At 48.0% G+C, this 26,193-nt stretch carries 25 protein-coding genes and 1 tRNA gene; 12 read left to right on the top strand and 14 right to left on the bottom strand.

Going from position 1 to position 26,193, the window contains the following annotated elements; translation table 11 throughout:
- Nucleotides 1–6: 6 nt before the first annotated feature.
- From purT to WBG78_RS06340, 9 genes are all read right to left on the bottom strand, one after another.
- Complete coding sequence (gene purT / locus WBG78_RS06380; protein WP_337325559.1) at nt 7–1,197, bottom strand: formate-dependent phosphoribosylglycinamide formyltransferase; 1,191 nt, start codon at nt 1,195–1,197, stop codon at nt 7–9.
- 101 nt (nt 1,198–1,298) lie between these two features.
- A tRNA-Ser gene (locus WBG78_RS06375) sits at nt 1,299–1,385 on the bottom strand.
- A 70-nt stretch (nt 1,386–1,455) separates the two neighbouring features.
- The gene (locus WBG78_RS06370) at nt 1,456–2,520 is read right to left on the bottom strand and encodes an asparaginase (RefSeq protein WP_337325558.1); all 1,065 of its coding nucleotides are present in this window, start codon (nt 2,518–2,520) and stop codon (nt 1,456–1,458) included.
- Nucleotides 2,521–2,523: 3 nt separating this feature from the next.
- Nucleotides 2,524–3,297 (bottom strand): TatD family hydrolase, encoded by a 774-nt coding sequence (locus WBG78_RS06365; protein ID WP_337325557.1) that lies wholly within the window; start codon nt 3,295–3,297, stop codon nt 2,524–2,526.
- 134 nt (nt 3,298–3,431) lie between these two features.
- Complete coding sequence (locus WBG78_RS06360; RefSeq protein WP_337325556.1) at nt 3,432–3,779, bottom strand: diacylglycerol kinase family protein; 348 nt, start codon at nt 3,777–3,779, stop codon at nt 3,432–3,434.
- On the bottom strand, nt 3,776–4,885 hold the full coding sequence (locus tag WBG78_RS06355) for a glycosyltransferase (protein ID WP_337325555.1): 1,110 nt from the start codon (nt 4,883–4,885) through the stop codon (nt 3,776–3,778). Before WBG78_RS06355 ends, WBG78_RS06360 begins: the two co-directional genes overlap by 4 nt.
- Nucleotides 4,882–5,511 carry a polysaccharide deacetylase family protein gene (locus tag WBG78_RS06350; protein WP_337325554.1) on the bottom strand — a complete coding sequence of 210 codons (630 nt, stop codon included), beginning with the start codon at nt 5,509–5,511 and terminating at the stop codon, nt 4,882–4,884. The genes WBG78_RS06355 and WBG78_RS06350 overlap by 4 nt, the downstream gene beginning before the upstream one ends.
- A 30-nt stretch (nt 5,512–5,541) precedes the next feature.
- On the bottom strand, nt 5,542–6,768 hold the full coding sequence (locus WBG78_RS06345) for a GAF domain-containing SpoIIE family protein phosphatase (RefSeq protein ID WP_337325553.1): 1,227 nt from the start codon (nt 6,766–6,768) through the stop codon (nt 5,542–5,544).
- Nucleotides 6,769–6,867: 99 nt separating this feature from the next.
- Nucleotides 6,868–8,076, bottom strand: a complete 1,209-nt coding sequence (locus tag WBG78_RS06340; protein WP_337325552.1) for a glycosyltransferase — start codon at nt 8,074–8,076, stop codon at nt 6,868–6,870.
- A gap of 42 nt (nt 8,077–8,118) precedes the next feature.
- Here WBG78_RS06340 and ruvC point away from each other — a divergent pair, with 42 nt between their 5' ends.
- Genes ruvC through WBG78_RS06320 form a run of 4 tightly spaced genes read left to right on the top strand, consistent with a single transcriptional unit; the run spans nt 8,119 to nt 11,862 of the window.
- Nucleotides 8,119–8,691: a crossover junction endodeoxyribonuclease RuvC gene (ruvC, locus tag WBG78_RS06335; RefSeq protein WP_337325551.1), complete on the top strand. Its 573-nt coding sequence runs from the start codon at nt 8,119–8,121 to the stop codon at nt 8,689–8,691.
- Nucleotides 8,688–9,839 carry a hypothetical protein gene (locus tag WBG78_RS06330; RefSeq protein WP_337325550.1) on the top strand — a complete coding sequence of 384 codons (1,152 nt, stop codon included), beginning with the start codon at nt 8,688–8,690 and terminating at the stop codon, nt 9,837–9,839. The genes ruvC and WBG78_RS06330 overlap by 4 nt, the downstream gene beginning before the upstream one ends.
- Nucleotides 9,836–11,131: a glycosyltransferase gene (locus WBG78_RS06325; protein WP_337325549.1), complete on the top strand. Its 1,296-nt coding sequence runs from the start codon at nt 9,836–9,838 to the stop codon at nt 11,129–11,131. Before WBG78_RS06330 ends, WBG78_RS06325 begins: the two co-directional genes overlap by 4 nt.
- Nucleotides 11,128–11,862: a methyltransferase domain-containing protein gene (locus WBG78_RS06320; protein WP_337325548.1), complete on the top strand. Its 735-nt coding sequence runs from the start codon at nt 11,128–11,130 to the stop codon at nt 11,860–11,862. Before WBG78_RS06325 ends, WBG78_RS06320 begins: the two co-directional genes overlap by 4 nt.
- A gap of 53 nt (nt 11,863–11,915) precedes the next feature.
- On the opposite strand, the gene WBG78_RS06315 is transcribed toward WBG78_RS06320, so the two are convergent.
- The 3 genes from WBG78_RS06315 to miaA form a co-directional block, all read right to left on the bottom strand.
- Nucleotides 11,916–13,385 carry a lipopolysaccharide biosynthesis protein gene (locus WBG78_RS06315; RefSeq protein ID WP_337325547.1) on the bottom strand — a complete coding sequence of 490 codons (1,470 nt, stop codon included), beginning with the start codon at nt 13,383–13,385 and terminating at the stop codon, nt 11,916–11,918.
- A 103-nt stretch (nt 13,386–13,488) separates the two neighbouring features.
- Nucleotides 13,489–14,820, bottom strand: a complete 1,332-nt coding sequence (locus tag WBG78_RS06310; protein WP_337325546.1) for a glycosyl transferase — start codon at nt 14,818–14,820, stop codon at nt 13,489–13,491.
- A 2-nt stretch (nt 14,821–14,822) separates the two neighbouring features.
- Nucleotides 14,823–15,722, bottom strand: coding sequence for a tRNA (adenosine(37)-N6)-dimethylallyltransferase MiaA (gene miaA, locus WBG78_RS06305; protein ID WP_337325545.1), 900 nt, complete (start codon nt 15,720–15,722; stop codon nt 14,823–14,825).
- 74 nt (nt 15,723–15,796) lie between these two features.
- On the opposite strand from miaA, the gene WBG78_RS06300 reads away from it, so the two are divergent.
- The 3 genes from WBG78_RS06300 to WBG78_RS06290 all read left to right on the top strand — a co-directional run bounded on the left by WBG78_RS06300 (nt 15,797) and on the right by WBG78_RS06290 (nt 18,474).
- A complete protein-coding gene (locus WBG78_RS06300) occupies nt 15,797–16,069 on the top strand; it encodes a hypothetical protein (protein ID WP_337325543.1) in 273 nt (90 codons plus the stop codon).
- Entirely contained in the window at nt 16,066–16,830 is a 765-nt protein-coding gene (locus WBG78_RS06295) for an MBL fold metallo-hydrolase (RefSeq protein ID WP_337325542.1), read from the top strand. The genes WBG78_RS06300 and WBG78_RS06295 overlap by 4 nt, the downstream gene beginning before the upstream one ends.
- A 93-nt stretch (nt 16,831–16,923) precedes the next feature.
- Entirely contained in the window at nt 16,924–18,474 is a 1,551-nt protein-coding gene (locus WBG78_RS06290) for an NFACT RNA binding domain-containing protein (RefSeq protein WP_337325541.1), read from the top strand.
- A 59-nt stretch (nt 18,475–18,533) separates the two neighbouring features.
- Here WBG78_RS06290 and pyk read toward each other — a convergent pair whose 3' ends face one another.
- On the bottom strand, nt 18,534–19,973 hold the full coding sequence (gene pyk, locus WBG78_RS06285; RefSeq protein WP_337325540.1) for a pyruvate kinase: 1,440 nt from the start codon (nt 19,971–19,973) through the stop codon (nt 18,534–18,536).
- A 57-nt stretch (nt 19,974–20,030) separates the two neighbouring features.
- On the bottom strand, nt 20,031–20,453 hold the full coding sequence (locus WBG78_RS06280; protein WP_337325539.1) for an IPExxxVDY family protein: 423 nt from the start codon (nt 20,451–20,453) through the stop codon (nt 20,031–20,033).
- 115 nt (nt 20,454–20,568) lie between these two features.
- On the opposite strand from WBG78_RS06280, the gene WBG78_RS06275 reads away from it, so the two are divergent.
- The 5 genes from WBG78_RS06275 (at nt 20,569) to WBG78_RS06255 (ending at nt 26,143) form a co-directional block, all read left to right on the top strand.
- Entirely contained in the window at nt 20,569–20,808 is a 240-nt protein-coding gene (locus WBG78_RS06275; protein WP_025537672.1) for an acyl carrier protein, read from the top strand.
- 39 nt (nt 20,809–20,847) lie between these two features.
- Entirely contained in the window at nt 20,848–22,101 is a 1,254-nt protein-coding gene (fabF, locus tag WBG78_RS06270) for a beta-ketoacyl-ACP synthase II (protein ID WP_337325538.1), read from the top strand.
- Nucleotides 22,102–22,337: 236 nt separating this feature from the next.
- The gene (gene rnc / locus WBG78_RS06265; RefSeq protein WP_337325537.1) at nt 22,338–23,072 is read left to right on the top strand and encodes a ribonuclease III; all 735 of its coding nucleotides are present in this window, start codon (nt 22,338–22,340) and stop codon (nt 23,070–23,072) included.
- A 49-nt stretch (nt 23,073–23,121) separates the two neighbouring features.
- The gene (gene nadE / locus WBG78_RS06260) at nt 23,122–24,960 is read left to right on the top strand and encodes an NAD(+) synthase (protein WP_337325536.1); all 1,839 of its coding nucleotides are present in this window, start codon (nt 23,122–23,124) and stop codon (nt 24,958–24,960) included.
- Between the two features lie 49 nt (nt 24,961–25,009).
- Nucleotides 25,010–26,143 (top strand): prolipoprotein diacylglyceryl transferase, encoded by a 1,134-nt coding sequence (locus WBG78_RS06255; protein WP_337325535.1) that lies wholly within the window; start codon nt 25,010–25,012, stop codon nt 26,141–26,143.
- The last annotated feature ends 50 nt before the right edge of the window (nt 26,144–26,193 follow it).

Raw genomic sequence — 26,193 nt, 5'->3', positions numbered from 1 at the left:
GAAGCACTAAGACATAATGTAGTTGATCTGACGTGCTGCGTTATTGGACTTGCTCCTTGCTTCTTCGATAGTTGCGCCACGGGAGAGGCACACGCCCATTCTTCGCTCTCCATCAACGTCCGGCTTACCAAAGAGACGAACCTGTGTGTCAGGAAGTGCCAGCGCCTGCTCCAGTCCCTCGTAAGAAATATTGGATGACTTTCCGCGGACGAGAATGACGCTGGAGGCCGATGGCCCGTGCTGGGCAATGTTGGGAATTGGAAGACCCAGTATCGCACGGACATGGAGAGCAAATTCCGAAAGGTCCTGTGAGATCATCGTTACCATTCCTGTATCGTGTGGTGGCGACAACTCGCTGAAGTAAACCGTATCGCCTTTCACAAAGAATTCGACTCCAAACAATCCATAACCACCGAGTGCATCAACTACTGTAGTGGCGATCTGTTGGGCCTTGATCAGGGCCGCATCTGGCATAGGATGTGGTTGCCAGGACTCCTGGTAATCGCCGTGTTCCTGACGATGACCTATAGGAGCACAAAACGACACGCCGTTCTTATGTCGTATCGTTAACAGTGTAATCTCATAGTCGAAGTCGACAAAGCCTTCGATGATAACTCGTCCACCGCCGCTACGGCCACCTTCCTGTGCATAGCGCCAGGACTTCTCAATATCGGCTTCAGTTTTTATTACGCTTTGTCCTTTGCCTGATGAACTCATCACAGGCTTGACAACACAGGGATAGCCCATGCGTTGTACGTTTGCTGTGAATTCGTCTTTGTTTGCAGCGAAGTAATACGGAGATGTTTTGAGCCTCAGCCTTTCCGCTGCGAGCGTGCGAATACCTTCACGGTTCATTGTTAAACGTGTCGCATTGGCTGAAGGAACTACATTGAATCCCTGCTGTTCCAGTTCTACCAGTGTATCCGTCGCGATTGCCTCTACCTCAGGGACTATAAAATCCGGGCGCTCTTTTTCGATGACATTCCTCAAGGCAACGCCATCCAGCATGGATATAGAATATGAGCGATGTGCCACCTGCATCGCCGGCGCGTTATTATAGCGGTCGACGGCTATCACTTCGACGCCATACCGCTGGAATTCGATCACGACTTCTTTTCCGAGCTCGCCGGAGCCCAACATCATGACTTTGATTGCTGACGACTTATATGGGGTGCCGATGACAAGATTCTTGTTCATAAGTTTGTCTGGTTCTACGAGGGGTAGCGGAATCGTAAATAGGAATATCCGGCGATATGGAAAGCGAGGAAGTGCTCACCCAGAATATTGGGAAATTCAAGCGGAGAGGGCGGGATTCGAACCCGCGATACCCTTTCGAGTATACACACTTTCCAGGCGTGCTCCTTCAACCACTCGGACACCTCTCCAGGAATTGGGCCACAAAGAAATACAGAAATTGTGCGTTTTCCAAAGGTGAAAATGGCCCAATTTGGTGCTCTAAAGGGCCAGTTCACCGGCCAGTTCGTTTCCGATCATGGTTCGCGTTTTTTCAACGCCGTATTCACCGATCAAAAGCATGAGCTTGGTTACGGCAGCTTCGGTGGTCATGTCTGCACCGCTCACCACACCGATCTGCTGAAGGAGGCGGCTCGTCTCGTATCTTCCAGGCAGCACGCGGCCGCCAGGGCACTGAGATACATTTAGCAGCAGCACTCCCCGATCGATAGCTTCCCTCAATTCACTGAGCAACCATTCAGAAGTGGGCGCATTGCCGGCGCCATAGGTTTCGATGACGATGGCCCTGATGCCTGGTACAGTAAGGATCGAATGTACAACCTGCCTGGAGATTCCAGGAAATAGTTTGAGGATGGCAACATTGGTATCGAAGGTTTTTCTGAGCACCAACGTTTCGGAGTTCAGGTTCTTTCGAATCAACGGATAATTGTAGTCGATCTTTACGCCGGCTTTCGCTAGTGCCGGATAATTACCTGAGTCGAACGCGTCGAACTGCATGCTTTCGACTTTCTTCGAACGGTTTCCGCGAAGTAATTCATAGTCAAAATAGATGCACACTTCCTGCACAATAGGCACACCGTTAGACTGATCAGAAGCGATCTCGAGGGCGGTGATCATGTGTTCGCGGGCGTCGGAGCGCGGATCGCTTATAGGAAGCTGTGCGCCGGTAATCACGACAGGCTTTCCGAGTCCTTCCAACATGAAGCTTAGCGCCGATGCGGTATAAGCCATGGTATCTGTGCCATGCAATACCACGAACCCCTCCTGGTCGTTGTAGTGTTCGTGTATTAATCCGGCAATCAATTGCCAGTGTTCGATATTGATATTCGACGAGTCGATAGGTTCTATAAAAGAGTACGCCGTGATATCAAGCGCCAGGTTCTTCAAAGTTGGCAACTGGGTAAGTATATATTCAAAGTCGAAGGGGACCAGCACGCCATCGCGATCATAGCTCATGCCAAACGTTCCACCCGTATAGATGACCAGTATGCGTGCACGGGCCTGTCCCGGCGAGGCTGTATTGACATTTACTTTCCTAAGCTTCATGTTCTAGACGTGATTAAAAAGCGAGGTTGCATTTTTCGAGGTCGTGATTCTTACCTCATCTGTCGTTACGCGTTTGATCTCGCTGATGCGTGACGCAACTATAGGGATATAGGACGGTTCATTGCGTTTACCCCGATAAGGCACCGGAGCCAGGTAAGGACTATCCGTTTCCAGCACAAGATGATCGAGAGAAATTTCAGGAAGTACTTTGTCGAGTCCCCCATTCTTGAATGTCGCGACACCGCCTATGCCAAGAAGGAAGCCCAGTGAAATGATTCGTTTCGCCTGTTCTGCATTGCCGGAAAAGCAGTGAAATATTCCCGTGAGATTGTCATCCTTTGCTTTCTCTATCAGGGCGAGGGTCTCATCAATGCTTTCACGACAATGAATCACTATAGGAAGTCTGTACTTTTTTGCCCATGTCACCTGAATGTTGAAGGCTTCCGTTTGCAGGTCGAAAAGCGTTTTATCCCAATAAAGGTCAGTACCAATCTCTCCCACTGCGGCGAACTGGCGCTTTGCCAACCAGTTTTCAACGATGTAAAGTTCTTTCTCAAAGCCGCGCTTCACTGAGCAGGGATGCAAACCCATCATGGAGTGACACATGCCCTCCGAACGGCTTTCAAGTTCCATCATGTCATCGATCGATTCATGATCCACGTTGGGCATATAAATTTTGTCCACTTTGGCATCACGGCAACGTTGCAGCATGTCTGCCCGATCAGCTTTAAAATCTTCGTGGTAAATATGCGCGTGGGTATCTACGAAGTAGTTCATCAGGCAAAAATAGAACCTGAGGAATTAAGAATTAAGAATTAAGAGTTAAGAATTAGCAGGCAGCCTGCGGCTGAATTTGGCCACAACCTAAGGGTTGTGGATTCTGCCGACCAGCCGATGGACAATTCTTAATTCTACTCTACATACTTCCTAAACACCAGCACACCGATGACTACAGAGATGAGGGACACGAGAAGTACAGCTCCGGCAGCAATGTCTTTGATTTTTCCTGCAAGGGGATTTCGTTCCAGCGTTACAAGGTCGACCAGGCTTTCAATGGCAGAGTTCATCATCTCAAGGCCCAGAACCAGACCGATACACAACAGTATTACACACCACTCCATTGGAGTGATGGCGTAGTAAAATCCTGCCCCGATGACAACGATAGCTACGCCGATCTGTACCTTGAGATTTAACTGATCTGTAACGCCAGACCAGATGCCATTAACGGCGTAAACGAAGCTCCTGAAAAAATACTTCATCGTATGGCTTTTTTAAGCGTGCGTTTGTTCATCCAGTCCAACAAACCGGAAATGTTATCCTGCAACATGTTAAACCGTCCGGGCATAAAATTAAAGCCGGTATAATATTTCGATGCGCGCCATGCCCGCTTGAGATTAAACTGTCGCTGGGTTGCCGAGTAGGCAAGCTTCATCAGTTTCAGTCTGCGGGCGAGGTACTCCTGTTCAGTTTGCCCGGGGGTTGGTATGAAGATGGCCTTTTTGCCAAGCTTTGCCAAATCCATTATGGTACTATATCCACTGCGTGCTACGACGCAGGCTGATTTGTTTACCAGTGCTTCAAGCTCTTCGGTGTTCAGAAAGTCGGCACCCTCGACGCCATCAGGGAGAGGTTTCGTCGGGTGACGCGTACCGCGCACTACAAATGCGCGAAGAGTTGTTCTCGTTAGCTGAGTGAGTATGATGTTTTCCAGTATAGATCTTTGAGGTTCCGGTCCGGAAAGTACGACGGCCACATCGTATGTTGTTTGCGATACCGCGATTGGAGGCAATGTTCCAGAGAAGCGAGATAGGTTCCCGATATATCTGAACCGGGCAGGTATGCCATCGGGAAAGCGGGCCAGCTTACCGGCGAGGCTATGCGCGCCAGGATAATCCGGAACCCAGCATTGCGTGAAGTGGTAGATCAACTTACGATTATACCAGGCTACCGACTTTCTAAGCCACTTCATATATGCGGGTAGCAGGATCGTTGTTTGGTGCGTGATCAGTATCGATGGAACCTTTGCCGACCAGCAACCATACCTGTTGTCAGATATTACCAATTCGGCCCCTTCATGGGCTACGATTTCCTCAAGTACCTGATGTTCGCGCTTGATCACTTTTCTCAGCCGAGGCATCTGCCTTAGCATCTTTAACGTCATGTTTCCAGAGCTGGGGTACTCGACTGCGTAAGCAGGAAGTTTAATGGCCTTTAGCAACGGGAATTCTGCAACAAGATATTCGAGAGAGTCTCCATTACCTGCCAGCACCACTTCCAGATCCCTTTCGAGTAATGCCTGGATCAGCGGTACACTCCTCGTGGCGTGGCCTAGCCCCCAATCCAGAATAGCAACGATCACCTTCATGATGGTATAACGCTAAATTCGTAGCCAAGCGATTTAAAGTGATCGATAAATCTTGGCAGAGCATACACAAGATTCTTCTCAGCCTTCACACTATCGTGGAAGACAACAATGGAGCCGTCGCGGGCTGCGCCGATTGTGTTACGCAGGCATCGCTCAGGACTCAGCGTGCGGCGATAATCCATGGTGAGTACATCCCACATCACGATCCTGAATGAAGTAAGACCACTAATCTGAGCGCGAGTAATGCGTCCATAGGGAGGACGAAAAAGGGGCTGCCCCTCAGGGGTGTCAGACGATGTCATGATTGATGAACAGTCATTAACGTTATCCAGGTAACGCTGCGTAGATGTTCGCCAGCCGTTAAGGTGATTGAAGGTATGATTTCCGATCCGGTGTCCCTTCGCGACAAGCGATCCGAAGACCGACGGATGCTTTCGGACGTTATCTCCGATACAAAAGAACGTTCCTTTCACATTCGCCGCACCCAATGTGTCGACGACGAATTCAGTTGGTCCGGGTACGGGTCCATCATCGAAGGTAAGGAACAATTTCTTCGTCGCGTCAGGTATGCGCCAGGTAAGCGTTGGATATAGCCAGGGAAAAAAGAATGGCGTACGGTGAACCATGCTACAAGTAAAACAGGGGCAATATAACCCTTACCCTACCCGACAAGACAATATTGTGATGTCATCGTGATAGCCCTTTATTCCTTTGAAGGTGTCGAGAGCCACAATTATATCCTGGTGGATTGTGTTCAGGTCCTTTACGAATGTCTCTTCTGATTGAAAATAATTTGTAAGCCAGTCTGCGCCGAACTCTTTTCCTTCCTCGTTCACGGTTTCTGTAAGTCCGTCGGTATAACAAAACAGCAAAAAGTCGTCTATATCCGGCACGAACCCTTCGTTCAGAAAAGGCAGAGGATGCATGGCACCCAATACAGTAGAGCCTTCCTCGAGCAGCATCATTCCATTCTTACGATCGATCAGTATAGGGGGATTGTGTCCTGCATTTACATATACCATCGTTCGCAACCGGATGTCATAGATAGCGGCAAAAAATGTGATGAACTTTTCACCTTTGGTATTTTCCAACACCTGGAAGTTGAGCGCCTCAACGATATCACGAATGTTCGGAGTTTGCCGAAGAAGAGTACGCAGCGACGCCTGAAAGTTAGACATCATGAGAGCAGCGGGGATGCCTTTGCCGCTCACGTCTGCCACGCATATCAGGAATTGATTCTTATTGATCGGAATGTAGTCGTAGTAATCGCCACCGACCATGTCGTGTGGAAGATAACTTGCCTCTATCTTAAGCTTTGGCGTGTTCGGAAGTTTATCGGGGAAGAGAAACTGTTGAACATCGCTGGCAATCTCGAGTTCCTTTCGAAATGACTCCTGCACCAATTGCTTGCGCACGAGTTTCTTGTTCTCGATAGCAACGATTATGATGTTGCTCAGGGCCTGTACGAACTTGATGCCGTCCTCGTTTTCATATCGGGGATCACCTTTTTCAAGACCGCCAACGAACACGAGTGCAAGCGTAGTACTTTTGTGTGTAACTGGGATAATGATATCAAACACCGAGAACTCACATTTCTTAAAGTGCTTGAGGTGAGTGATATCCTGAATGGTTTTGAACTCCGGCAGCAGATGTGCCTTGGTGAAAACCTTTGTCGTTCCGAAGCATACCTTGCAGCTCCATTCTTCGTCCAAAACGAAAAGCGCAAGCTTCTTGATATTTAGATTTGACCGCAGGGTGAAATTGTAAATCTTGTAGAGCGACTCTTCGCTAAGGTTGTTGTTAATAGCCTGAGTGATCTCAAGCAACGCGTTGAGTTCGAGCTCTTTGATTTCGAATTTTGCCTTAAGACTTTGCTCGGTCATTATCCTGTAAAGTTATCATGAAAACCGAAATTAAGAAGAGGCGCTACCCCGCTTGTTTCACAATGTTTTTGCGTATTCTGGACGGCGCATATGGGGAGTTTATCGGCGTGTGCCGTGTGGCAAGGTCGAAATCTCTTCTTTTGTGTCGGGTATTGATCCCTGATTAGAGAATGATCTGAGTCTTCTCCCTTTCCACTCGAATTCAAAGAATTGACTGCAGATAGCCACGACAACAACATAGTAACTGTAAACGAACTGCAAGACGAAAAATGCCCCCCACCTCCAGGGTATATCCAACTTTTCAGTGACTATTTTTAGATACACCAGCTCACCGACAGCCCTGGCGGTAAATCCGGCGATGGCAAAAGACGGGGTGACGATATGAAACAATGGCAGCCAGGGCAATAGAATGGTCGTTAGATGAAACAAGAACACATATGTTGCCAGTAGCTGGGCGGTTGGCTCGTCATTGTACCTCCACTTTCCCGCCCATCGCAGTCGCTGGTGAAAAAAAGCCTTAAGGGTGGATGCTGGTGCTGTCGTTACCATGGCGCCTCTACCACTGCAATATTGAATAGACCGGGGATACACCTTAAGTATCTTCCTCATCAAAAACTCATCGTCTCCGGAAGGTACGTCCAGGTTGCTACTATATCCTCCAACCTTTGCAAAGACCTCCTTTCGATAAGATAAGTTTGCTCCATTGCACATAGTAGGTTTTTGCAACGCAGCCGTCGCGGCTGCGACGCCTATGAGCGAAGTAAACTCAATGGACTGCAACTTGTCAAATAAAGACGAAGAACCGATTATCCTGACAGGGCCAAACACCAGCATAAGAGATGGATCATAAAAGGCGCTGGTCATGTCGGCAATCCACTCCGGACCAACACGGCAGTCTCCATCGGTAGTGAGAATGATACTACCTTTGGCATGTGAAACACCTAAGGTCAATGCTGCCTTTTTTCCCCTTGCAATTGACTCTATCAGTGAGAATCGTGGGTCCCCACCGATTGCGTCGAGCGAGTGTACTACGGTTTCATCTTCGGAACCGTCATTGATAATGATGACCTCAAAATTACATCCGCGTTGTTGTTTAAGATCACGGATAAGCAAAGGCAACCGGTTTGCCTCATTGCGTGCAGCGATTAAGACTGAAATCAATGACCGGGAGTCACTTGATTTGACATGGCTCAACGCTGCGGTTACTGGTATTCGTTGCGCTCTGATCCAACCAACCACCAGCACGCATACGATCAGCAGGTAGATCGCAAAAAAGGCCCCTAATGCAGATTCAATGATGTAGGGCATGGCGCAATTTCACTATTTTATTCTGACTCCCTATCTTGCTGCGTGGTTAAAGTAGAAAAGGAAAAGATCATTCTGGGTCTCGACCCGGGCACTAATGTAATGGGTTACGGGGTGATCCTAATTCGCGGAAGTCATGTGAGTCTGTTGCAGTTTGGGGTTATCCACCTGAGCAAGTACGCGGGCCATGAACTGAGGCTGAAGAAGATCTTTGAACGGGTAATCACATTAGTTGAAGAATTCAGTCCTGATGAAGTTGCACTCGAAGCGCCGTTCTTTGGAAAGAACGTCCAATCGATGCTTAAGCTGGGACGCGCACAGGGTGTGGCAATGGCTGCTGCGTTGTCGAGGCAATTGCCCATCATTGAATATGCACCAAAGAAGGTGAAGCAATCGGTTACAGGTAATGGCAATGCTTCGAAGGAGCAGGTCGCCAAAATGTTGATGACGTTGTTCGCTTTGAAGGAATTACCGAAGTTGCTAGATGCAACCGATGCGCTGGCGGTAGCGTTGTGCCATCATTACCAAAAGAATACGACTAAAGCGACCGCGGCCTCCTGGGAGCGATTTGTAAAAGACAATCCGGGGCGCATCAAGCCGACGAAGTTGTCCGCATGAAAAAAAAGCTTCTTGTTATTGTCCTGAGCAATTTCAGGCACGACGCACGTGTCCGCCGGCAGGTTCTTGCTTTGAAGGATCATTACGAGACCACTGTGGTTTGTTTTTCCGGCGAAAAGGAAGAGGGATTTGAGGTGATCTCAATCACACCCACGAATCTCACGTTCCTCCGGAAAGCAATTGCAAGCGTCTTCCTTCTCTTACGCTGGTATTCACTGGCGCATCGCATCCTGCACAACTACTATTATCTGGCAGATGACTTAAGTGGCAGAAACTTCGATATCATTATAGCGAACGACGTTGAGACACTTCCCATAGCTTTTCGTTTTCCGGGACATGCGCGTGTTATATTTGATGCGCACGAATACGCGCCACGTCATTTTGAAGACAAGCGCTCCTGGCGGATATTTTTCCAGGGTTTTAATACTTGGCTTTGCCGTAAATACATTCCCAAAGTTTCGGGTATGATGACCGTTGGCAAGGGACTGGCGCGCGAATACGAAAAGAATTTCGGAAGGCGACCGGTAGTGGTTATGAATGCCAATGTATATACAGACATTCAGCCGTCTCAACTCCATGCAGGAAAGATCAGGCTGGTCCATCACGGTATCGCTACACCATCCAGGCGTCTCGAGCTTATGATCGAGATGATGCGCCACCTTGATGAGAGATTCACACTCGATCTAATTCTACTGAAACCAGGGTTTGCTTCCGCTGCTACCGCCGGCTACATAGGAGATTTGAAGCAACTTGCCGCAAACGATTCGCGTATCACCGTGCGCGATCCCGTTCCTATAACGCAGGTCGTAAGAACAGTAAACACCTACGATATAGGAGTGTTCCTTCTTCCACCGATCAATTTTAATTATGAGAACACGCTTCCCAATAAGCTGTTCGATTTCATTCAGGGAAGATTGGCCGTTGCCATTGGCCCAACGCCTGAGATGGCCGAGATCGTAGAGCAGTATCACATTGGTGTCATAGCCAGTGACTTCACGCCAGTGGCACTCGCTAAAAAACTTATGCCACTTACTGCCTCGGATATCACGTCGTTCAAGAACAGGTCTGCGTTAGCGGCGTTAGACCTTAATGCAGAAAAGAATGCTGCTATCATTTTACATCTTGTGAACGAAGTGACAAATGCATGAGCAGGAAATCATCACATAAGGATGAACAAAAAGTGGGTAATGCGGCCAGTGTTGTCCTGATTACGAATCACTTTCCATATGGTCTGTATGAATCTTTCCTCGAGAATGAACTACCTGCCCTCACGAAAAACTTTGGTAAGGTTATCATCTTGTGCCGCGATGTTACAAGTGCAGGCGAGCGTCCATTGCATGGAGCAACAGCGCATCGCGTAAACCCAAGAAGTTCTCCCGCCGAGAATATCACTACGGCGTTACTATGCGTCAGGCATGCATTTAAAGTTTGGCAATACGTACGTGATGAATTGCGATGGCTGAAGGAACACAACAGGAAACTGACCTCCTACATTCTGGATGAAATCACGCATAACCTTGTGAAAGGTTTGCAAACGGCGCATCATATACGCCGGATCCTCGATAACGAAGGGATTACAGGAGACGTAGTTCTGTACTCGTACTGGTTAACTTCTTCGGCGTTAGCGACAACCTTCGTATCCTCAGGGCGTCTGCGAATTGTCCGGCTCTCAAGAGCACATGGCGGCGACGTCTATGAATACAGGAATGAAAACAAGTATCTTCCTTTCAGACGAACGCTGGTTCATCAGCTTAATCGGGTTTTTGCCATCTCGGACGACGCAGCTGCTCATCTCCGACGACAGACCACTGATACAGACAGCCTGAAAATACAGGTAGCCAGATTGGGAACCACGACTGCCGGAAAATCTCCGGAGAAAGGCGGTGGTCGCCTTACTGTTGTCAGCTGTTCATTTCTCGTTGAGGTGAAACGTGTGCACGTTTTGATAGATGCCCTGCAACAAATCGACCGCGTCGACATCCAATGGATTCACATAGGCGGCGGGCCGCTTGAAGAACAAATTAAGACCAGGGCAAAGGAGCGTTTGGGTGCCAAAGCAAACATCACTTATCAATTACCTGGTTCGAGGACCAACGATCAGCTCATGCAGTTCTACCGCGAGAACCATATAGATGTTTTCGTAAATACGAGCTCGGCTGAGGGGATTCCGGTAACTATCATGGAAGCCCAATCATTTGGCATTCCGGTGGTGGCTCCACGTGTCGGTGGCATCCCGGAGATTGTTTCGGATCAAACCGGCCGGCTCTTCGACGTTGATGCTTCTCCCCTGACCATTGCTCGACTTATTACCGAAGTTCTGGAACTTTCACCGGCCGACGTAAAGGCTATGCGTCAGGCGGCGTTTCAAAACTGGAAGACAAACTATAACGCCGATAAGAATTTCTCTACTTTTGTCGCTGAAATTCAAAAGCTCACATGACGTTCGATGACGAAACGTGGCGATATCTGCGGGGAGAAAAATTCAGTAACCGGATAGATGTTCCGCTCCCATACAAGGAGCCTATACCCAATCGTGTTAATTTCCTGACGGAGATGTCGCGAGGCAAGAAGGTTGTACATCTCGGTTGTCTCGATCATCAGCCGCTTATAGCAGACAAAATCGGCCGGGGACAATGGTTACACAAGGAATTAACTGATGTCGCTTCAGACTGTATCGGCGTTGACATTGACGAAGAAGCACTTCGTTACGTTGAATCGAAGTTCGGGTACAACAACATCGTGTTGGGCAACTTCACTACGGACAAGTTTGAAAGGATCGCAAACAATAAATGGGACTATGCGATCCTTGGCGAATTGCTTGAGCATATCGATAATCCGGTCCAGTTCCTTTCATCGATTCGAACAAATTACTCCGGAATAATCGATCGCATCGTCGTTACCGTACCGAATGCATGGACCCGAATCACCATGCGAATGGCGAAGTCTTCGGTAGAGATGATCAATTCAGATCACCGGTATTGGTTCACGCCCTATACGCTGGCAAAAGTGCTTTATCAGGCAGGGATGGTCACTGAAGAGATCAAGTTCTCCAACCGTATACCACTAGATACGATTGACCTGATCAAACACAAACTGACGGGAATGGTTGGCAAAAAGCCGGCACTGGACTTCACCTATGCCTCATCCATTATTGCCATTGCCAGGATCTAATTAACCAATTCCTGCTGCTTTGTTTAATGGCGATTTCAGCATGACGCCAATGACTAAGCTCCTTCCTTCTTTTGACCGAAAGGATTCACCCACTTGAGCTCGTTTCGATAGGTCCACACCAGAAGTCCTATACACACCACAAAATAAAATCCGTGTGCCGTCCACTTCCATGAATCCGGTATAAAAGGCTCGAGCGTGATGATCAATAACAACATCAATGTGGGGGCAACAACAACCTTAAAGACGTTATAGCGGTAGACAAATCTGTTTTTCATGAAACGCTTCATTAAATACACCTCGACAGCAGCACTGACAAGCGATGCTGCAACAGCTCCGTAAATCTGCATATGCTGCATCAGTAAGATCATCAGGATTATCTTGATGGCGACTACGATAAGGTAAATGACAGGAAGCGGACGGGTGTACTTTAAAGTGTTGTAAGGGATGGCAAAATACATCTTGATGACCCTAAACAGATATATGACCGCTATATACGGAATGTACTGCACGGCATCCGCATAGGCGGCCTTGTTCGAAAATAGTTTGAGTACAAATACTTTGATGGCAATCGGAAACGTAAGAATGCTGCCCGTAACCAAAAGCATCACGACTGCAATCAGGCCATGATAATAACGGTTCACTTCTTCAGCGCCCCGCTGATCAGTCTTACCCATGAGCTGAGAGACGACCCTCGGATAAAATGCGCTCTGCAGGCTATTCATGAGTAATTCAATCGGCAGAAGACACTTCAAAGCAACGTCGTAAACGCCAACGTCGGCCAACGTTAGATATAACAGCATCACAACGCGATCGAACTGATTAATGAACCATTGTTGCAGCTGATACACGAACGCATAGATATTGAAGGCCAGGCTTCCTTTCAGCCAATGAAAATTAAAACGCAACCCGAACTCCTTGAAGATTCTCCACAACACCCACAGAAAAGGGAAGAATGCTCCCAAGAGCCGACCGTAAACAGGTCCAGCAAGAGAGTGCGGATAAAAGTGCAATCCTATCACCGTGAATACGACGATCAGTGACAGCACCATTACGTTAGACCACAGAAACAGCTCGGGATTCTCACGGGTCTGCAGTAAACTGCTGTGCACCTTGAACACGGCAAGGAATACGCCGGTACCCACTGACGCAAGGCCATAGGGGAAGAACGAGATATTCTGTCCTGGTAAAGCAAGCTGGAAAATCATTTCACCTGCCAGCGACAAAAGTGTCGCCACTACAACACCCGACATCAACATAAACACGAATGCTGAACCTACAAAGTCAGCAAGCTTTGCAGAGTCATTCTTGTATTCATGATAGTGAACGTATACCGAAGTGTCGAAACTGAAGGTGATGAGGATCTGAACCAGCGTGATGAAGACAAGATAGATACTTAAAGCACCGTATGCATCCAGAGAGAGATGGTATACATAAAGTGGAAAGAGGATCAGTGCACTCGCCATTGGCAAAATGCCGGCGAGCGTGTAGATAAGAGAGCTCTTTAAAAAGCGTTTGCTGATCAAGAATTGAAAATTGAGAATTGAGAATTGAGAATTGCTTTGCGTGCCAGATCAGGGATTATCAGAAAGTTGATGTTCTCTAAGTACATGATTTTGGCGTATAAAGTCATCGCTTTTTCGTTCCGACCGTCAACAACAGGTCTGCCAGCTGACGGGTAATTCCGCGGCGCGAATAACGGTCATCCAATGCGCTATGAGTCAACATGGTTCCTCTTTGCCAATGCTGGTACGCCTCTGACAAGCTGTTCCTTATGTTTGCCGCTTCATTTCCATCGATCATCTTTCCAGCACCACTTTCGTACAGAAGCTGGGCGGCATCACCCTGCTCGGGTCCTACGCCCAATATCGGCAATCCTGTGGCTATGTATTCAAATAGTTTTCCCGGCATATAACCTTCCGCATCCTTATAACCGGTTAGTACGAGGAGTAACAGACTTGAAGTTCCATAAAGGCCGATAAGTGCACTATGAGGAACAGGCGGCGTAAACGAGGTAATACTACTCACACCAGGAAGACTGATAACGAACTCTTTGAACTGTGGGTGCACGTCGCCGACGAAGTCAAGCTGAACATCGCGACGAAAATCGGGATCGATATGTATAAGGTCGGCCAGCGCTAGAATGAATGGTCTTGGATCACACTTTTCATTTATGGTGCCTACATGACGGATCACAAACTTTGTTGTGTTCGACACTACCAGGTCCTTAAAGTCTGCCTCGTCGAAACCATTTGTCAGCAGTGTCACTTCACGTCCCGAGAGCGCTGCAAACTGGCGCTTATAAAATGGCGTGATTGTCAGGATAACATCACATTTGCTGAGTACCTTTTGTTCAGCCTTTCGATGCGCGGCTCTTGCACGTGCGCCAACGCCCAGGCTATCCAGGAATCCCCATTCGCTCCAGGGATCGCGAAAGTCGGCAAGCCAGGCAATATTCGGATTGCGCATTTTCAACTCGTACCCAATGAGATGCACGCTGTGCGGAGGTCCGGTTGTGATGATTCTTTTTATGTCGTGCTTTTGAATGTATTCGTGCAGGAAGTTTGCCGATGGCTTAACCCAAAACACTCGTGGATCCGGAACAAGCCAGTTGGCCCGTATCCAGGTACTCAGGCGTTGAAATGTGCTGGATCGTCTGGCAGATACCATCGAGGTGCCCACAGGTTTCGCGTTCTTCTTACCGTCGAATATTGAAGACAATTTTCGAAATGCGTCGTAGGGTTCCCAGATCGGAAAGCGAACAATTATTGCTTCCGAAGGAACGTCTTCCTGCAGAGACTCATCAATAACAGGATAGGAAGGATTCTCGGGAGTAAACACGTGAGGCTTCCATCCAAACTCAGGCAGATACTTTACGAATTTCAGCCATCGTTGTACGCCGCTCCCGCCGCTAGGAGGCCAGTAGTATGCGATGACGAGGACCTTTTTTGCGGTATCCATGTTCAGCGTGAAGCGACGTCAATAATATCGTTTATGTTGGTGGGTTGCAACCATACCATTTCGGGATCGCGCTTAAACCACGTAAGTTGTCGCTTGGCATATTGACGGGAGTGCTGCTTCAAGAGCCGGATTGCTTCGTCGCGATCGTACCTGCCATCCATGTAATCGAATATCTCCGTGTAACCCACTGTCTGCAATGCGTTGTGATCGTGAAAAGGATAAAGGGAAGAGGCCTCTTCGAAGAGTCCTTCTTCTATCATTCTATCCATTCGCAGATCAATGCGTTTGTATAACTCCTCTCTCGGCAACTCCAGCCCTATCCTCACGATATCGAAGTCGTGCGTGCGGCGCTTCCGTTGTTGGAAAACAGTAATCGACTGACCAGTACCTATGACCACTTCGAGCGCCCTCATGAGACGTTGAGGGTTCCGGATATCGATCTTTTCATAATAAACCGGATCCAGCGACTTCATCTTGTCCTGCAATACCTCCAGTCCGCCCTCTTCGTATGCCGACTGAAGGTCCTGTCGGATGGACGGGTCGATTTCAGGGATATCGTCAAAGCCGTCCAAAACTGCCTTAATGTATAATCCTGAGCCCCCACACATGACCACGTGGCTGTGGTTTTCGAAAAGTCTCTGAATACATTTCAAAGCTTCATCGCCAAAGGTTGCCGCATCATAAGACTGTGTAATCGAATGGGAATCGATGAAATGATGAGGTGTTGCTTGAAGTTCTTCGGGTGTTGGTTTTGCAGTTCCAATGTTCATCTCGCGATAGAACTGGCGTGCATCTGCTGAAATAATTTCCGTCGAAAAATGCTGTGCCAGCGCTATAGCTATGGCCGTTTTTCCCACTGCTGTGGGGCCAGCAACAACGATCAGTTTTCGACGGCTATCCATTCGGGGCCAAATTTAGCACCCCTTTTACTACTTGGGTGGTTTTCGCTATCTTTCGCACCAGAAAACCACGCGAGATGATTAAGTACACGGTTCAGTTTCTGACTAAATTTGAGGACATGATAGCAGAGTCGGATTACACGCTCCGCTATGAGAAGGGTAATTTTAAGTCGGGATATTGCTTGTTGAAAGAACAGAAGATCATCATCGTCAATAAGTTCTACACGACTGAAGGCAAAATCAATGCACTCCTTGAGATTTTGAAGGGCGTGAAGCTTGACGGCACACGCTTTACCGAGAAGAGTCAGAAGTTATACGAGGAGCTTACGCATCAGACGGAAGCAGCTTGAAAGTAGTCTTTCTGGGAACCGGTACGTCTCAAGGAGTACCCATAATAGGGTGCGACTGTGAAGTCTGCCGTTCGCTTGACTTCCGCGACAAGCGCCTTCGCACCTCAGCCTGCGTCGAAGTGGGCAACAAGCGTTTCATCATCGATACAGGCCCCGACTTTCGCCAGCAGATGCTACGCGAAAATATTTCACGCCTCGACGGTATCCTGTTCACCCATGCACACCGAGATCATACGGCAGGGTTAGATGATATACGGGCTTTCAATTTCAAACAGGAAATGGATATGCCCACCTATGCCACCCCCGAGGTGCTCAGGCAACTGCAAACTGACTTTGGCTACATCTTTGAAAAGCAGCAATACTTTGGTCTTCCAAAACTTGAACTTCACGAGATAGGACCTGGAGCGTTCTATGCAGGAGGCGTGACGATACAGCCACTCCCTGTGATGCATCTTCGACTACCTGTAATGGGCTTTCGGATCGGCAAGTTCAGTTACATCACGGACGCCAACCACATTCCTGACAGCACTTTTGAGTTATTGAAAGGCACCACGGTGCTAGTATTAAATGCCCTGCAGATCGAGCAACACCTGTCGCACTTTAATCTGGAGCAGGCACTTGAAATCGTTTCGCTGGTAAAACCTCAGCGTGCCTACTTTACGCACATCAGTCACCGGCTTGGACTGCACAGCACAATTGAAAAGCGCCTTCCGTCAAATGTTCAGCTTGCATATGACGGATTGGAGATCCGAGTAGACTAAGCGTCTGAATTTGACAAACATGCAGCGGATTGTTGCTGAACCTTATCAGAAGGATTGGCATTTTTGAATTAACGTTGCGGGTATACGCGAATCATGCAAAACAACTTTCATTTTCTTCAGCATCAGACGAGGTATCTTTCGGCAATACTGCGTGACGCTGTAGTTTCAGAATGTTATTCGCAGGAGAAGGCCGAGCTGATTGTGAGGTTTGAGACGCATCAAGGGTCATTCCATTTGCGTGCAAATCTGAGCCCCGCGTTTACCTGTGTATCCTTCCCGAAGAACTTCCAGCGGGCGCGTAAGAACTCAGTTGACCTCTTCCAGGGACTGACAGGAAATCGGGTAACGGGCATTGTGCAGCATCAATATGACAGAAGCTTTACAATTCACTTTGTACACGATACTTTGCTGCTGTTCAAGCTGCATGGAAACCGATCGAATATCATTTCCTATGCCGACGGTCAGCAGGAGGAGATGTTTCGAACAAACCTTGTAGCTGATCAAACTATCCATCCCGATCAACTGGACCGATCAATGGATACCGGCTACAACGCCTTCATTCAAAATCAAGACAGGCTTTCATCCCTCTACTTTACATTTGGCAAAATACCGTGGACCTATCTGAGTGAACAGGGTTTCAACGGTCTGGATACCGGCGCACGGTGGGACGCGATAAAAAAAGTATTCGCATTGCTCGAGCAACCTGCCTACTACATCACATTGCTCGATGGCAAGGTATCATTTAGCCTTCTTCCAGTCGGCGAAATACAACAAGAATACAATGACCCCATTATGTCGGTCACGGAATTTTCACAGCGGTTTCGCTCCAGGGAAGGCTTTGATCAAGAGTATGGAAGAACAGAAACATGGTTAAGAAAGAAGCTCTCACTAGCATCTGATGCCTGGCAACGCGCCCGCGCGCGTTTATCATCACTTGAGACCTATGACAAGTTCAAAGTTTGGGCCGATCTGATCATGGCAAATCTGCATGTGACAAATGATGGGGATCGAATCGTGCTTCCAAACTTTTACAACGATAATAAACCCGAGGAGATCCGTTTGCAGAGAGATCTTCCCATGCAGAGGAATGCGGCTATCTATTATGCGAAGTCTAAGAAGCAGCAGATTGAGATCCGGCATCTTGAAACCTTAATCACCCAGAAACAGCAAGAGCTGGATTCCCTGCAAAAGGACCTCACCCTCCTATCGACGACTCAGGATTTAAAGGTCGTGCGTTCGGTCGCTGTCAGGCATCCGGTCCGATCGGGAGCGGAGGAGAGTGAAACGGCTCCATTTCACGAGACCGATTTCATGGGATTTCGTATTCTAATTGGTAAGAATGCACAGACAAATGATACGCTGCTCCAGCAGTATGCGTACAAGGATGATCTTTGGCTACATGCGAAGGACGTCACCGGTTCTCACGTGCTGATTAAGCATCAGGCGGGAAAGGTCATTCCAAAACCGGTGATCGAACGCGCGGCACAACTTGCAGCCTGGTATTCCAAGCGCAAGACAGACACTTTATGTCCTGTGTCTGTCACTCCCAGGAAGTATGTGCGAAAGCGCAAAGGCGATCCGGCGGGAGCTGTGGTGGTGGAGAGGGAGACGGTTTTGATGGTTGAGCCGGTGGGATTGAATTAAGAATTAAAAAAGGCCCCTAAGCGGGGCCTCTTATCATTTTTCAAGTCTTCAGGTTCTGATTACTTGACGATATTGATTTTGATCGTATTTGTCCTTGATTTTTCCTGAATCGGCATGCTTGCCAGAACGATAAAGATGTCGCCTGACTTAACGTGGCCGTTTGCTTTGAGAATTGACTCTACGTCGGCGATAGTTTCGTCAGTAGAGCTGTTCTTCTGGTAAAGGTACGCGCGTGATCCCCAAACGAGGTTCATCTTGTTGATGAGACTTTTGTTGCTTGTAAACACAAAGATATTTGCGTTAGGGCGGTACGATGAAGACTTGAACGCTGTGTAACCTGACTGAGTCATGCCTACGATAGCTTTAGCACCAACATCCTTTGCAAGTTTACAGGCGGCGAGTACAAAGTTATCGTGAATGTAGGTTGCTGACTTCTTATTGACATCGCGGAAGCGGTAATACATCGTTGGATTTTTCTCCACTGATGCAACAGTGCGTACCATGCTTCGGATTACTTCGAGCGGATATTTTCCTGAAGCAGTTTCTGCTGAAAGCATTACGGCATCGGCACCGTCCATCACCGCGTTGGCCACGTCGTTTGTTTCAGCGCGTGTAGGCCTCGGGTTCTCGATCATGCTTTCCATCATTTGAGTCGCCACGATTACCGGTTTGCCGGCCACGTTACACTTCTCAACGAGCATCTTCTGTACCATTGGAACTTCTTCCATCCAGATCTCAACACCGAGGTCTCCGCGGGCAACCATCACAGCGTCAGTCACAGCGATGATCTCATCGATGTTGCTAAGTGCTTCTGGCTTTTCAATCTTCGCGACGATGCGCGCCGTTGATTTTGCAGCGTCCATGATGGAACGCATCTGATGAATATCTTCGGCTTTGCGTACGAATGACAATGCAATCCAGTCCACTTCGTTCTGAAGTCCAAACTCGAGATCACGAAGGTCCTTTTCGGTGAGCGAAGGCGCTGACACTTTGGTAAAAGGAAGGTTAATGCCCTTTCGGGACTTCAGCGGGCCGCCATACACGACTTCGGTAACTACGTCCCCGTCCTTAACTTCCAGAACTTTCAGCTCAATCTTACCGTCGTCGATAAGAATCATATCCCCAGTCTTAACGTCTTTGGGGAGACTTTTGTAGGAGGTGCTTACGATTTCACCGTTGCCCACCAGTTCGCGCGTAGTGATGGTTAATTTCTGTCCCCGCTCGATGGTAATGTCGGGCAACATTTCATTGACCCGGATCTTTGGTCCCTGAAGATCCTGGAGAAGACCGATTTGTGTCCCCAGTTCTTCATTCAGTTCACGAACAAACTTTATGACTTTAAGGTGATCCTCGTGCGTACCATGAGAAAAGTTGAGGCGGAAAATAGCGACGCCTTCTCTGATGAGTGCACGCAGCATTTCTTTTGTGTTGGACGCAGGCCCGACGGTGGCAACAATTTTCGTTTTGTTAAACGATGTCTTATCAAGCTTATCAAGCATATGGTTATAGGTAGTTCGATGTGGTGGTCGTCATAGTTAGATTACAGCACATCGCAATTAAAAAATAAAATTCGACTTTGACTTGAGACCTTCGAGAGGAATGATTGCGGCTAACTGAATGGAATTGATTGATTTCAATGACTGCACAAGAGATTGCATCTTATCGTATTCTTCCATAGCCGCCAAAATTATGAAATCATAGTGAGGAAACTCAGGGATTAGATAATACTTTCCGGCGTCTGGATCCGTTGGCCGGTTTTTGAATAATTTCAAACGATTGAGTTGTGTTTGATGACTGTAGTAATCAAAGCCTTTTTCCACATTATTTTTGAAACCGACGATCAAATCAGGCTGCTTGACCAGATGTATAGTCAATGCCTGATTGAGTTCCCAGGCGACCTTGTACCCTTTCGCAGTTGATATGATCCCAACCAAGTTGAAGTCATATTCATAGTCTATTATCAACTTGTTTTTTCGCATTTTCAAACGCAGGAAGGCGGGTTTCAGGCCATTTCGGCAAGATCAAAAAAGTTTGACAATATTGTCGCAAATCTCTTTCTTTGCACAGATTTTAAAATCATTAAACCACAAAAACATGTCTGAAATTGCACAAAAAGTAAAACAGATCATCATTGAGAAACTCGGCGTGGAGGAGTCTGAAGTTACTCCTGAGGCGAGCTTCACAAATGATCTGGGCGCTGATTCGCTTGATACCGTTGAGCTCATCATGGAGTTTGAAAAGGAGTTCAACATATCAATTCCGGACGATCAGGCTGAAAATATTTCAACTGTTGGCCAGGCAATTTCATACCTGGAACAAAACGTGAAGAAATAAGAACTGGCTCTTCCGCCATACAACCACATCCCATCGAAAATGACGTTAAAGCGAGTAGTCGTTACTGGACTTGGTGCACTTACTCCCATCGGCAATACATTGCCGGCATACTGGGAGGGCCTGAAGTCCGGGACGAGTGGAGCTGCGCCTATTACCCACTTCGATGCTTCTCTGTTCAAAACCAAGTTTGCCTGCGAAGTGAAGAACTTCGAGGTTGGGCAATTCATGGATAGAAAAGAAGCTCGAAAGATGGACCCTTTTGCACAGTATGCCATGGTCGCTGTGGATGAGGCCATTAAAGATTCAAACCTCCCGCTAGCTGAACTCGATCCCGATCGTGCTGGGGTTATCTGGGGCTCGGGTATCGGGGGGTTACTGACCTTTCAGGAAGAAGTTAAGTCCTATACAAAGGGGAACTGCAATCCAAGGTTCAATCCCTTTTTTATTCCCAAGATGATTCCTGACCTGAGTGCAGGACATATTTCTATTAAGTATGGCTTCCGCGGTCCGAACTTCGTCACCGTGTCAGCCTGTGCTTCTTCCACTAACGCTTTGTATGATGCATTCACCTTTATCCGACTGGGTAAAGCTGACATCATTGTGTCTGGTGGCTCAGAGGCGGCTGTCTGCGAAGCTGGTGTCGGCGGATTTAACGCCATGAAGGCGTTGTCGGAGAGAAATGATTCGCCGGAAACTGCCTCACGGCCCTATGACCAGGACCGCGACGGCTTTGTGCTTGGCGAAGGTGCAGGTGCACTCATCCTTGAGGAATACGAACACGCCAAACGGCGCGGGGCAAAGATTTATGGAGAAGTTCTCGGTGGCGGCATGTCAGCCGATGCTTACCATATCACAGCCCCACATCCGGAAGGTGCCGGGATCATCAAAGTGATGCAGTATGCACTTGAAGAAGCCGGACTTAGGCCTGAAGACGTTGACTATGTTAACACCCACGGTACGTCTACCCCATTAGGCGATCTTGGAGAGATAAAGGCCATTCAGAAGGTGTTTGGAGAGCACGCCTACAAGTTGAATATCAGCTCCACAAAGAGCATGACAGGTCACTTGCTTGGTGCTGCCGGAGCAATTGAAAGCATTGCTTGTCTCCTGGCTATTAACGAGTCTATAATACCTCCGACCATCAATCACTTTACTGACGATGCGGGGCTTGACCCCCGCCTGAATCTGACCTTCAACAAGGCCCAGAAACGCGAAGTCAATATTGCTTTGAGTAACACCTTTGGCTTTGGAGGCCACAATTTCTCGATCATTCTGAGTAAGCTGAAAGCTTAAGAATTGAGAATTGAAAGTTAAAAATTGAGAATTTAAAAAGGCCCCATCATGGGGCCTTTCTTGTTAAGGCCCGACAATGCCCTTTGTTAATTCTCAACTCTCAATATTCAACTTTCAATTCCCGTCTTTCAATTCCAGATATCAAACCCTTACCTTCAGTCCGGGGAGTGGCGGTAGTATGTGATACCAATGCTCTTATTTGTTAACTTAGCGCTGACTAACTAGCTACATTTCGCTTGGTTTGGAAGATTCTTAAAATTCCCAAAGGGAAAACGAATAAGGACAAGATTCTTGTGGCGGCGATTCAGAACATCGCGGGCTTTACGCCTTCGAATCTGGAATTGTATCGCCTGGCTACCATGCATAGTTCTATTGCCAAGGAAAATGGCCGTGGATACAAGGAGTCAAATGAGCGCCTTGAATATCTGGGCGACGCGATTCTCGGAGCAGCTGTCGCGGACTTTCTATTCAAGAAATTTCCTTTCAAGCCTGAGGGATTCCTTACGGAGATTCGATCTCGTATCGTTAACCGCGAGGCCCTGAACCTGCTCGCCCGAAAGATTGGAGTAGCCAACATTGTTCAATTCGATCAAAAGAACGCACACCTGCAGCAGGTAATTCTTGGCAATACGCTCGAAGCCATTGTTGGTGCGATTTACCTCGATAAAGGATATATCAGAACAAAGAAATTTGTAATTGACAAGCTGATCAACCCGAACTACGATGTTGATGATCTCGTGAATTCAGATACGAACTTCAAGAGCAAGGTCATCGAGTGGGCACAACGGGAGGGCAAGGACGTAAAGTTTGAGATTGTAAATGTGAAAAAGGCCCGTAACCATAAGGAATTCACTGCCCAGGTTTTGGTAGACAACGAAGCCAAAGGAACCGGCTATGGAAATAGCAAGAAGAAAGCAGAACAAGATGCCGCGTTGAAGACCTGTGAGATGCTGAATCTTATTAATAGCTAGCGGGGGAAGGTCGCATAGGAGACCATGTTGAACTAATTACTGATCCAGTGTGAAAATCGGAGGCGCGACGGTTAACCAGATCCCGTTAGATTGGCAAAACAATACGCAAAACATTCTTGACGCCGTTGCAGAAGCGAAGCGTCAAAGCATCGAATTGCTGTGCCTTCCTGAGCTGTGTATCACCGGATATGGATGCGAGGACATGTTCCTCAGCGAATGGGTTCCCCTTCGCGCATGGGAAGAGTTACTGAAGATTCGCGATCATTGCAAGGGCATTGCCGTATCGGTGGGCCTTCCAGTGCGCATAGAGGATATCGTTTACAACGGAGCATGCCTGATTCAAGATGGAAAAATTCTGGGCATCACCTTTAAGCAAAACCTCGCACGCGACGGCGTGCACTATGAGCCCCGTTGGTTCGATGCGTGGAAGTCAGATCGCATTGTTGAAATCGAGAGATTTGGTGAAAGTATCCAGGTGGGTGACCTTATCTATACGGTCAATGGCGTCAGGGTTGGATTTGAAATCTGTGAAGATGCATGGCGCAAGAAAGACCGCCCCGGATTTCGACTTTGCAAACGTGGAGTCGATGTAATCATGAATCCAAGTGCGAGCCACTTTGCCATGGTCAAAAGTCTGCTGCGCGAGAAAGAAGTGGTAATAGAGGGGTCGCAGAATTTCAGATGCGTCTATGTATTTTCAAATCTTCTGGGCAACGAGGCGGGTAGAATGATTTACGACGGTGACATCATCATTGGCCAGGTGGGCCGCCTGCTTGCCGTAAACAAGAGATTGTCGTTCGATCGGTTCCAGGTACTTGCTACCGAAGTTAACATTCAGGACCCCGCGGACTCGAAGCTGATCAGGAGCAAGGACAACAAAGAAAGAAACGAGGAGCTGGCTCAGGCAGTAGCCTTAGGGTTGTTCGACTACCTGAGGAAAAGCAGGGCACGTGGCTTTGTACTTTCACTAAGCGGCGGCGCCGACTCGTCAGCCTGCGCAATCATGGTGGCTGAAATGGTAAAGCGCGCCTCCTCATCCCTTGGATGGGAAAAATTCAACGCTCAGTTCGGACTAGACAGCAACACAAAAGACTGGAAGTCGGCCGTAGGGCAACTGCTTACCTGCGCTTACCAGGGAACAAGAAACTCGTCGGAGCAGACTCTTCAAGCAGCACGGCACCTTGCTGAATCAATAGGAGCTCAATTTCATCACTGGCTTATCGATGAAGAAGTGGCTTCCTACACGACTAAGATTGAAAATGCTATTCAGCGTCACCTGACCTGGGCAACAGACGACATCGCGATGCAAAACATACAGGCACGTGCTCGCTCGCCCATTATCTGGATGCTTGCCAATGTTCACCGGGCGGTATTGCTAACGACCTCGAATCGCAGTGAGGGAGACGTTGGCTATGCAACCATGGACGGAGACACAAGTGGAAGCTTTGCTCCTATTGCCGGACTTAGCAAGGTGTTCATTCTCGAATGGCTGCGATGGGCACAATCAACGCTTGGCCATGAAGGTCTTGCCTACGTTAACAATCTTCAACCTACAGCCGAGCTCAGGCCGCCCGATAATAAGCAAACCGACGAAGACGACCTTATGCCCTATCGCGTTCTCGTTGAGATTGAAACGCACGCCATAGAACACCGCAGGTCGCCAGTCGAAGTTTATCGCTTAATGAAGGCTTCGCATGACAGGGTAAAATTAAAGGCGCACATTACCAAGTTCTTCCGGCTGTGGGCAGCCAACCAATGGAAACGGGAAAGACTTGCTCCGGCATTTCACCTTGACGACATCAATGTTGATCCCCGGACCTGGTGCCGGTTTCCCATACTGTCCTCTGGGTTTGCTGACGAGCTTAACAAGCTCCAGGCGGAGACCTGACGAATACGACCTTTTCAACCCATACCAATAGTATCTATATTTGACACCTATGACCATTCTTGACTTCATCATTTGGAACGGAAGCCCGGAGATCTTTTCTAAGGGTACATTTGCGCTTCGCTGGTACGGCTTGTTCTTCGCATTGGGCTTTCTCATAAGCCAACAGGTACTTTATTACATGTTCAAAAAAGAAGGAAAGCCAGAAAAGGATGTGGATACACTGACAATCTACATGGTAATTGCGACTATCGTGGGGGCGCGCCTCGGCCACGTACTTTTCTACCAACCTGAGATGCTTTGGGAGGAACCGTTAAGCGTTTTCCTGCCGTTTGAACTCAATCCGTTTCGATTCACAGGTCTTCAGGGACTGGCCAGTCACGGAGGTGCATTCGGGATACTTTTTGCGTTGTGGTTATATGCGCGCAAAAACCGCCCGGGTCAAAGTTATCTCCAGGTAGTTGATCGCATCGTCGTTGTGGTTGCCCTGACAGGTGCTCTGATTCGCTTGGGAAATTTTTTCAACTCTGAAATCATCGGCAAGCCAACCGACAAGTCTTATGGAGTCGTATTTGTGAACAAGTTCACTGAATCGGTAACTGACCCCCGCGTGGATCGCGAGAATATTGTTGAGACCGTTATTTACAAACACAACGATTCGATTCCGTTGGGATCAAATGGACGTGTGCCGCTCAACATATATCTGTTCTTCAAGAAGGGAACTACCGAGCTACAGGCCACTAACTTTACAGGCTTCAACGCAAGAAACATTCTTGCCCATAATCTTTATGAATTCTTTGACGCAGGAGGTGAAAACATGACCACCGACGTCACTACCACTACCGACGGTGTTGTTGCCGCGCGGATCAGTACCTTCGGAATTGCGCGACATGCCGCCCAACTTTACGAGTCAATTGCCTGTGTCGTTCTCTTCGTATTGTTGTTCCTGATATGGAACCATTACAGGAATGATTTACCGCCCGGGCGATTACTCGGAATATTTCTCATCTGGTGCTTCGGCCTTCGAATCGTTTTCGAGCTTCTTAAAGAGAACCAGGAATCTTTCGAAGACAATTTGCTGCTCAACATGGGTCAGATCTTGAGTATCCCTTTGGTGATTGCGGGCGTCATAATTCTGGCGCGTTCCTATATGTTAAAACGACCCAGCGACGCGCTATCAAAATAGTTTAAACGTTTTGCCAATCAGGCAGTCTTAGTGATGCGAGATGCGGGTAA

The organism is Chryseolinea sp. T2 (assembly GCF_037203685.1).
Lineage (GTDB): Bacteria > Bacteroidota > Bacteroidia > Cytophagales > Cyclobacteriaceae > Chryseolinea.
The sequence above is the reverse complement of the archived record's forward strand: the minus strand, read 5'-3'. Positions and strand labels throughout refer to the sequence as shown.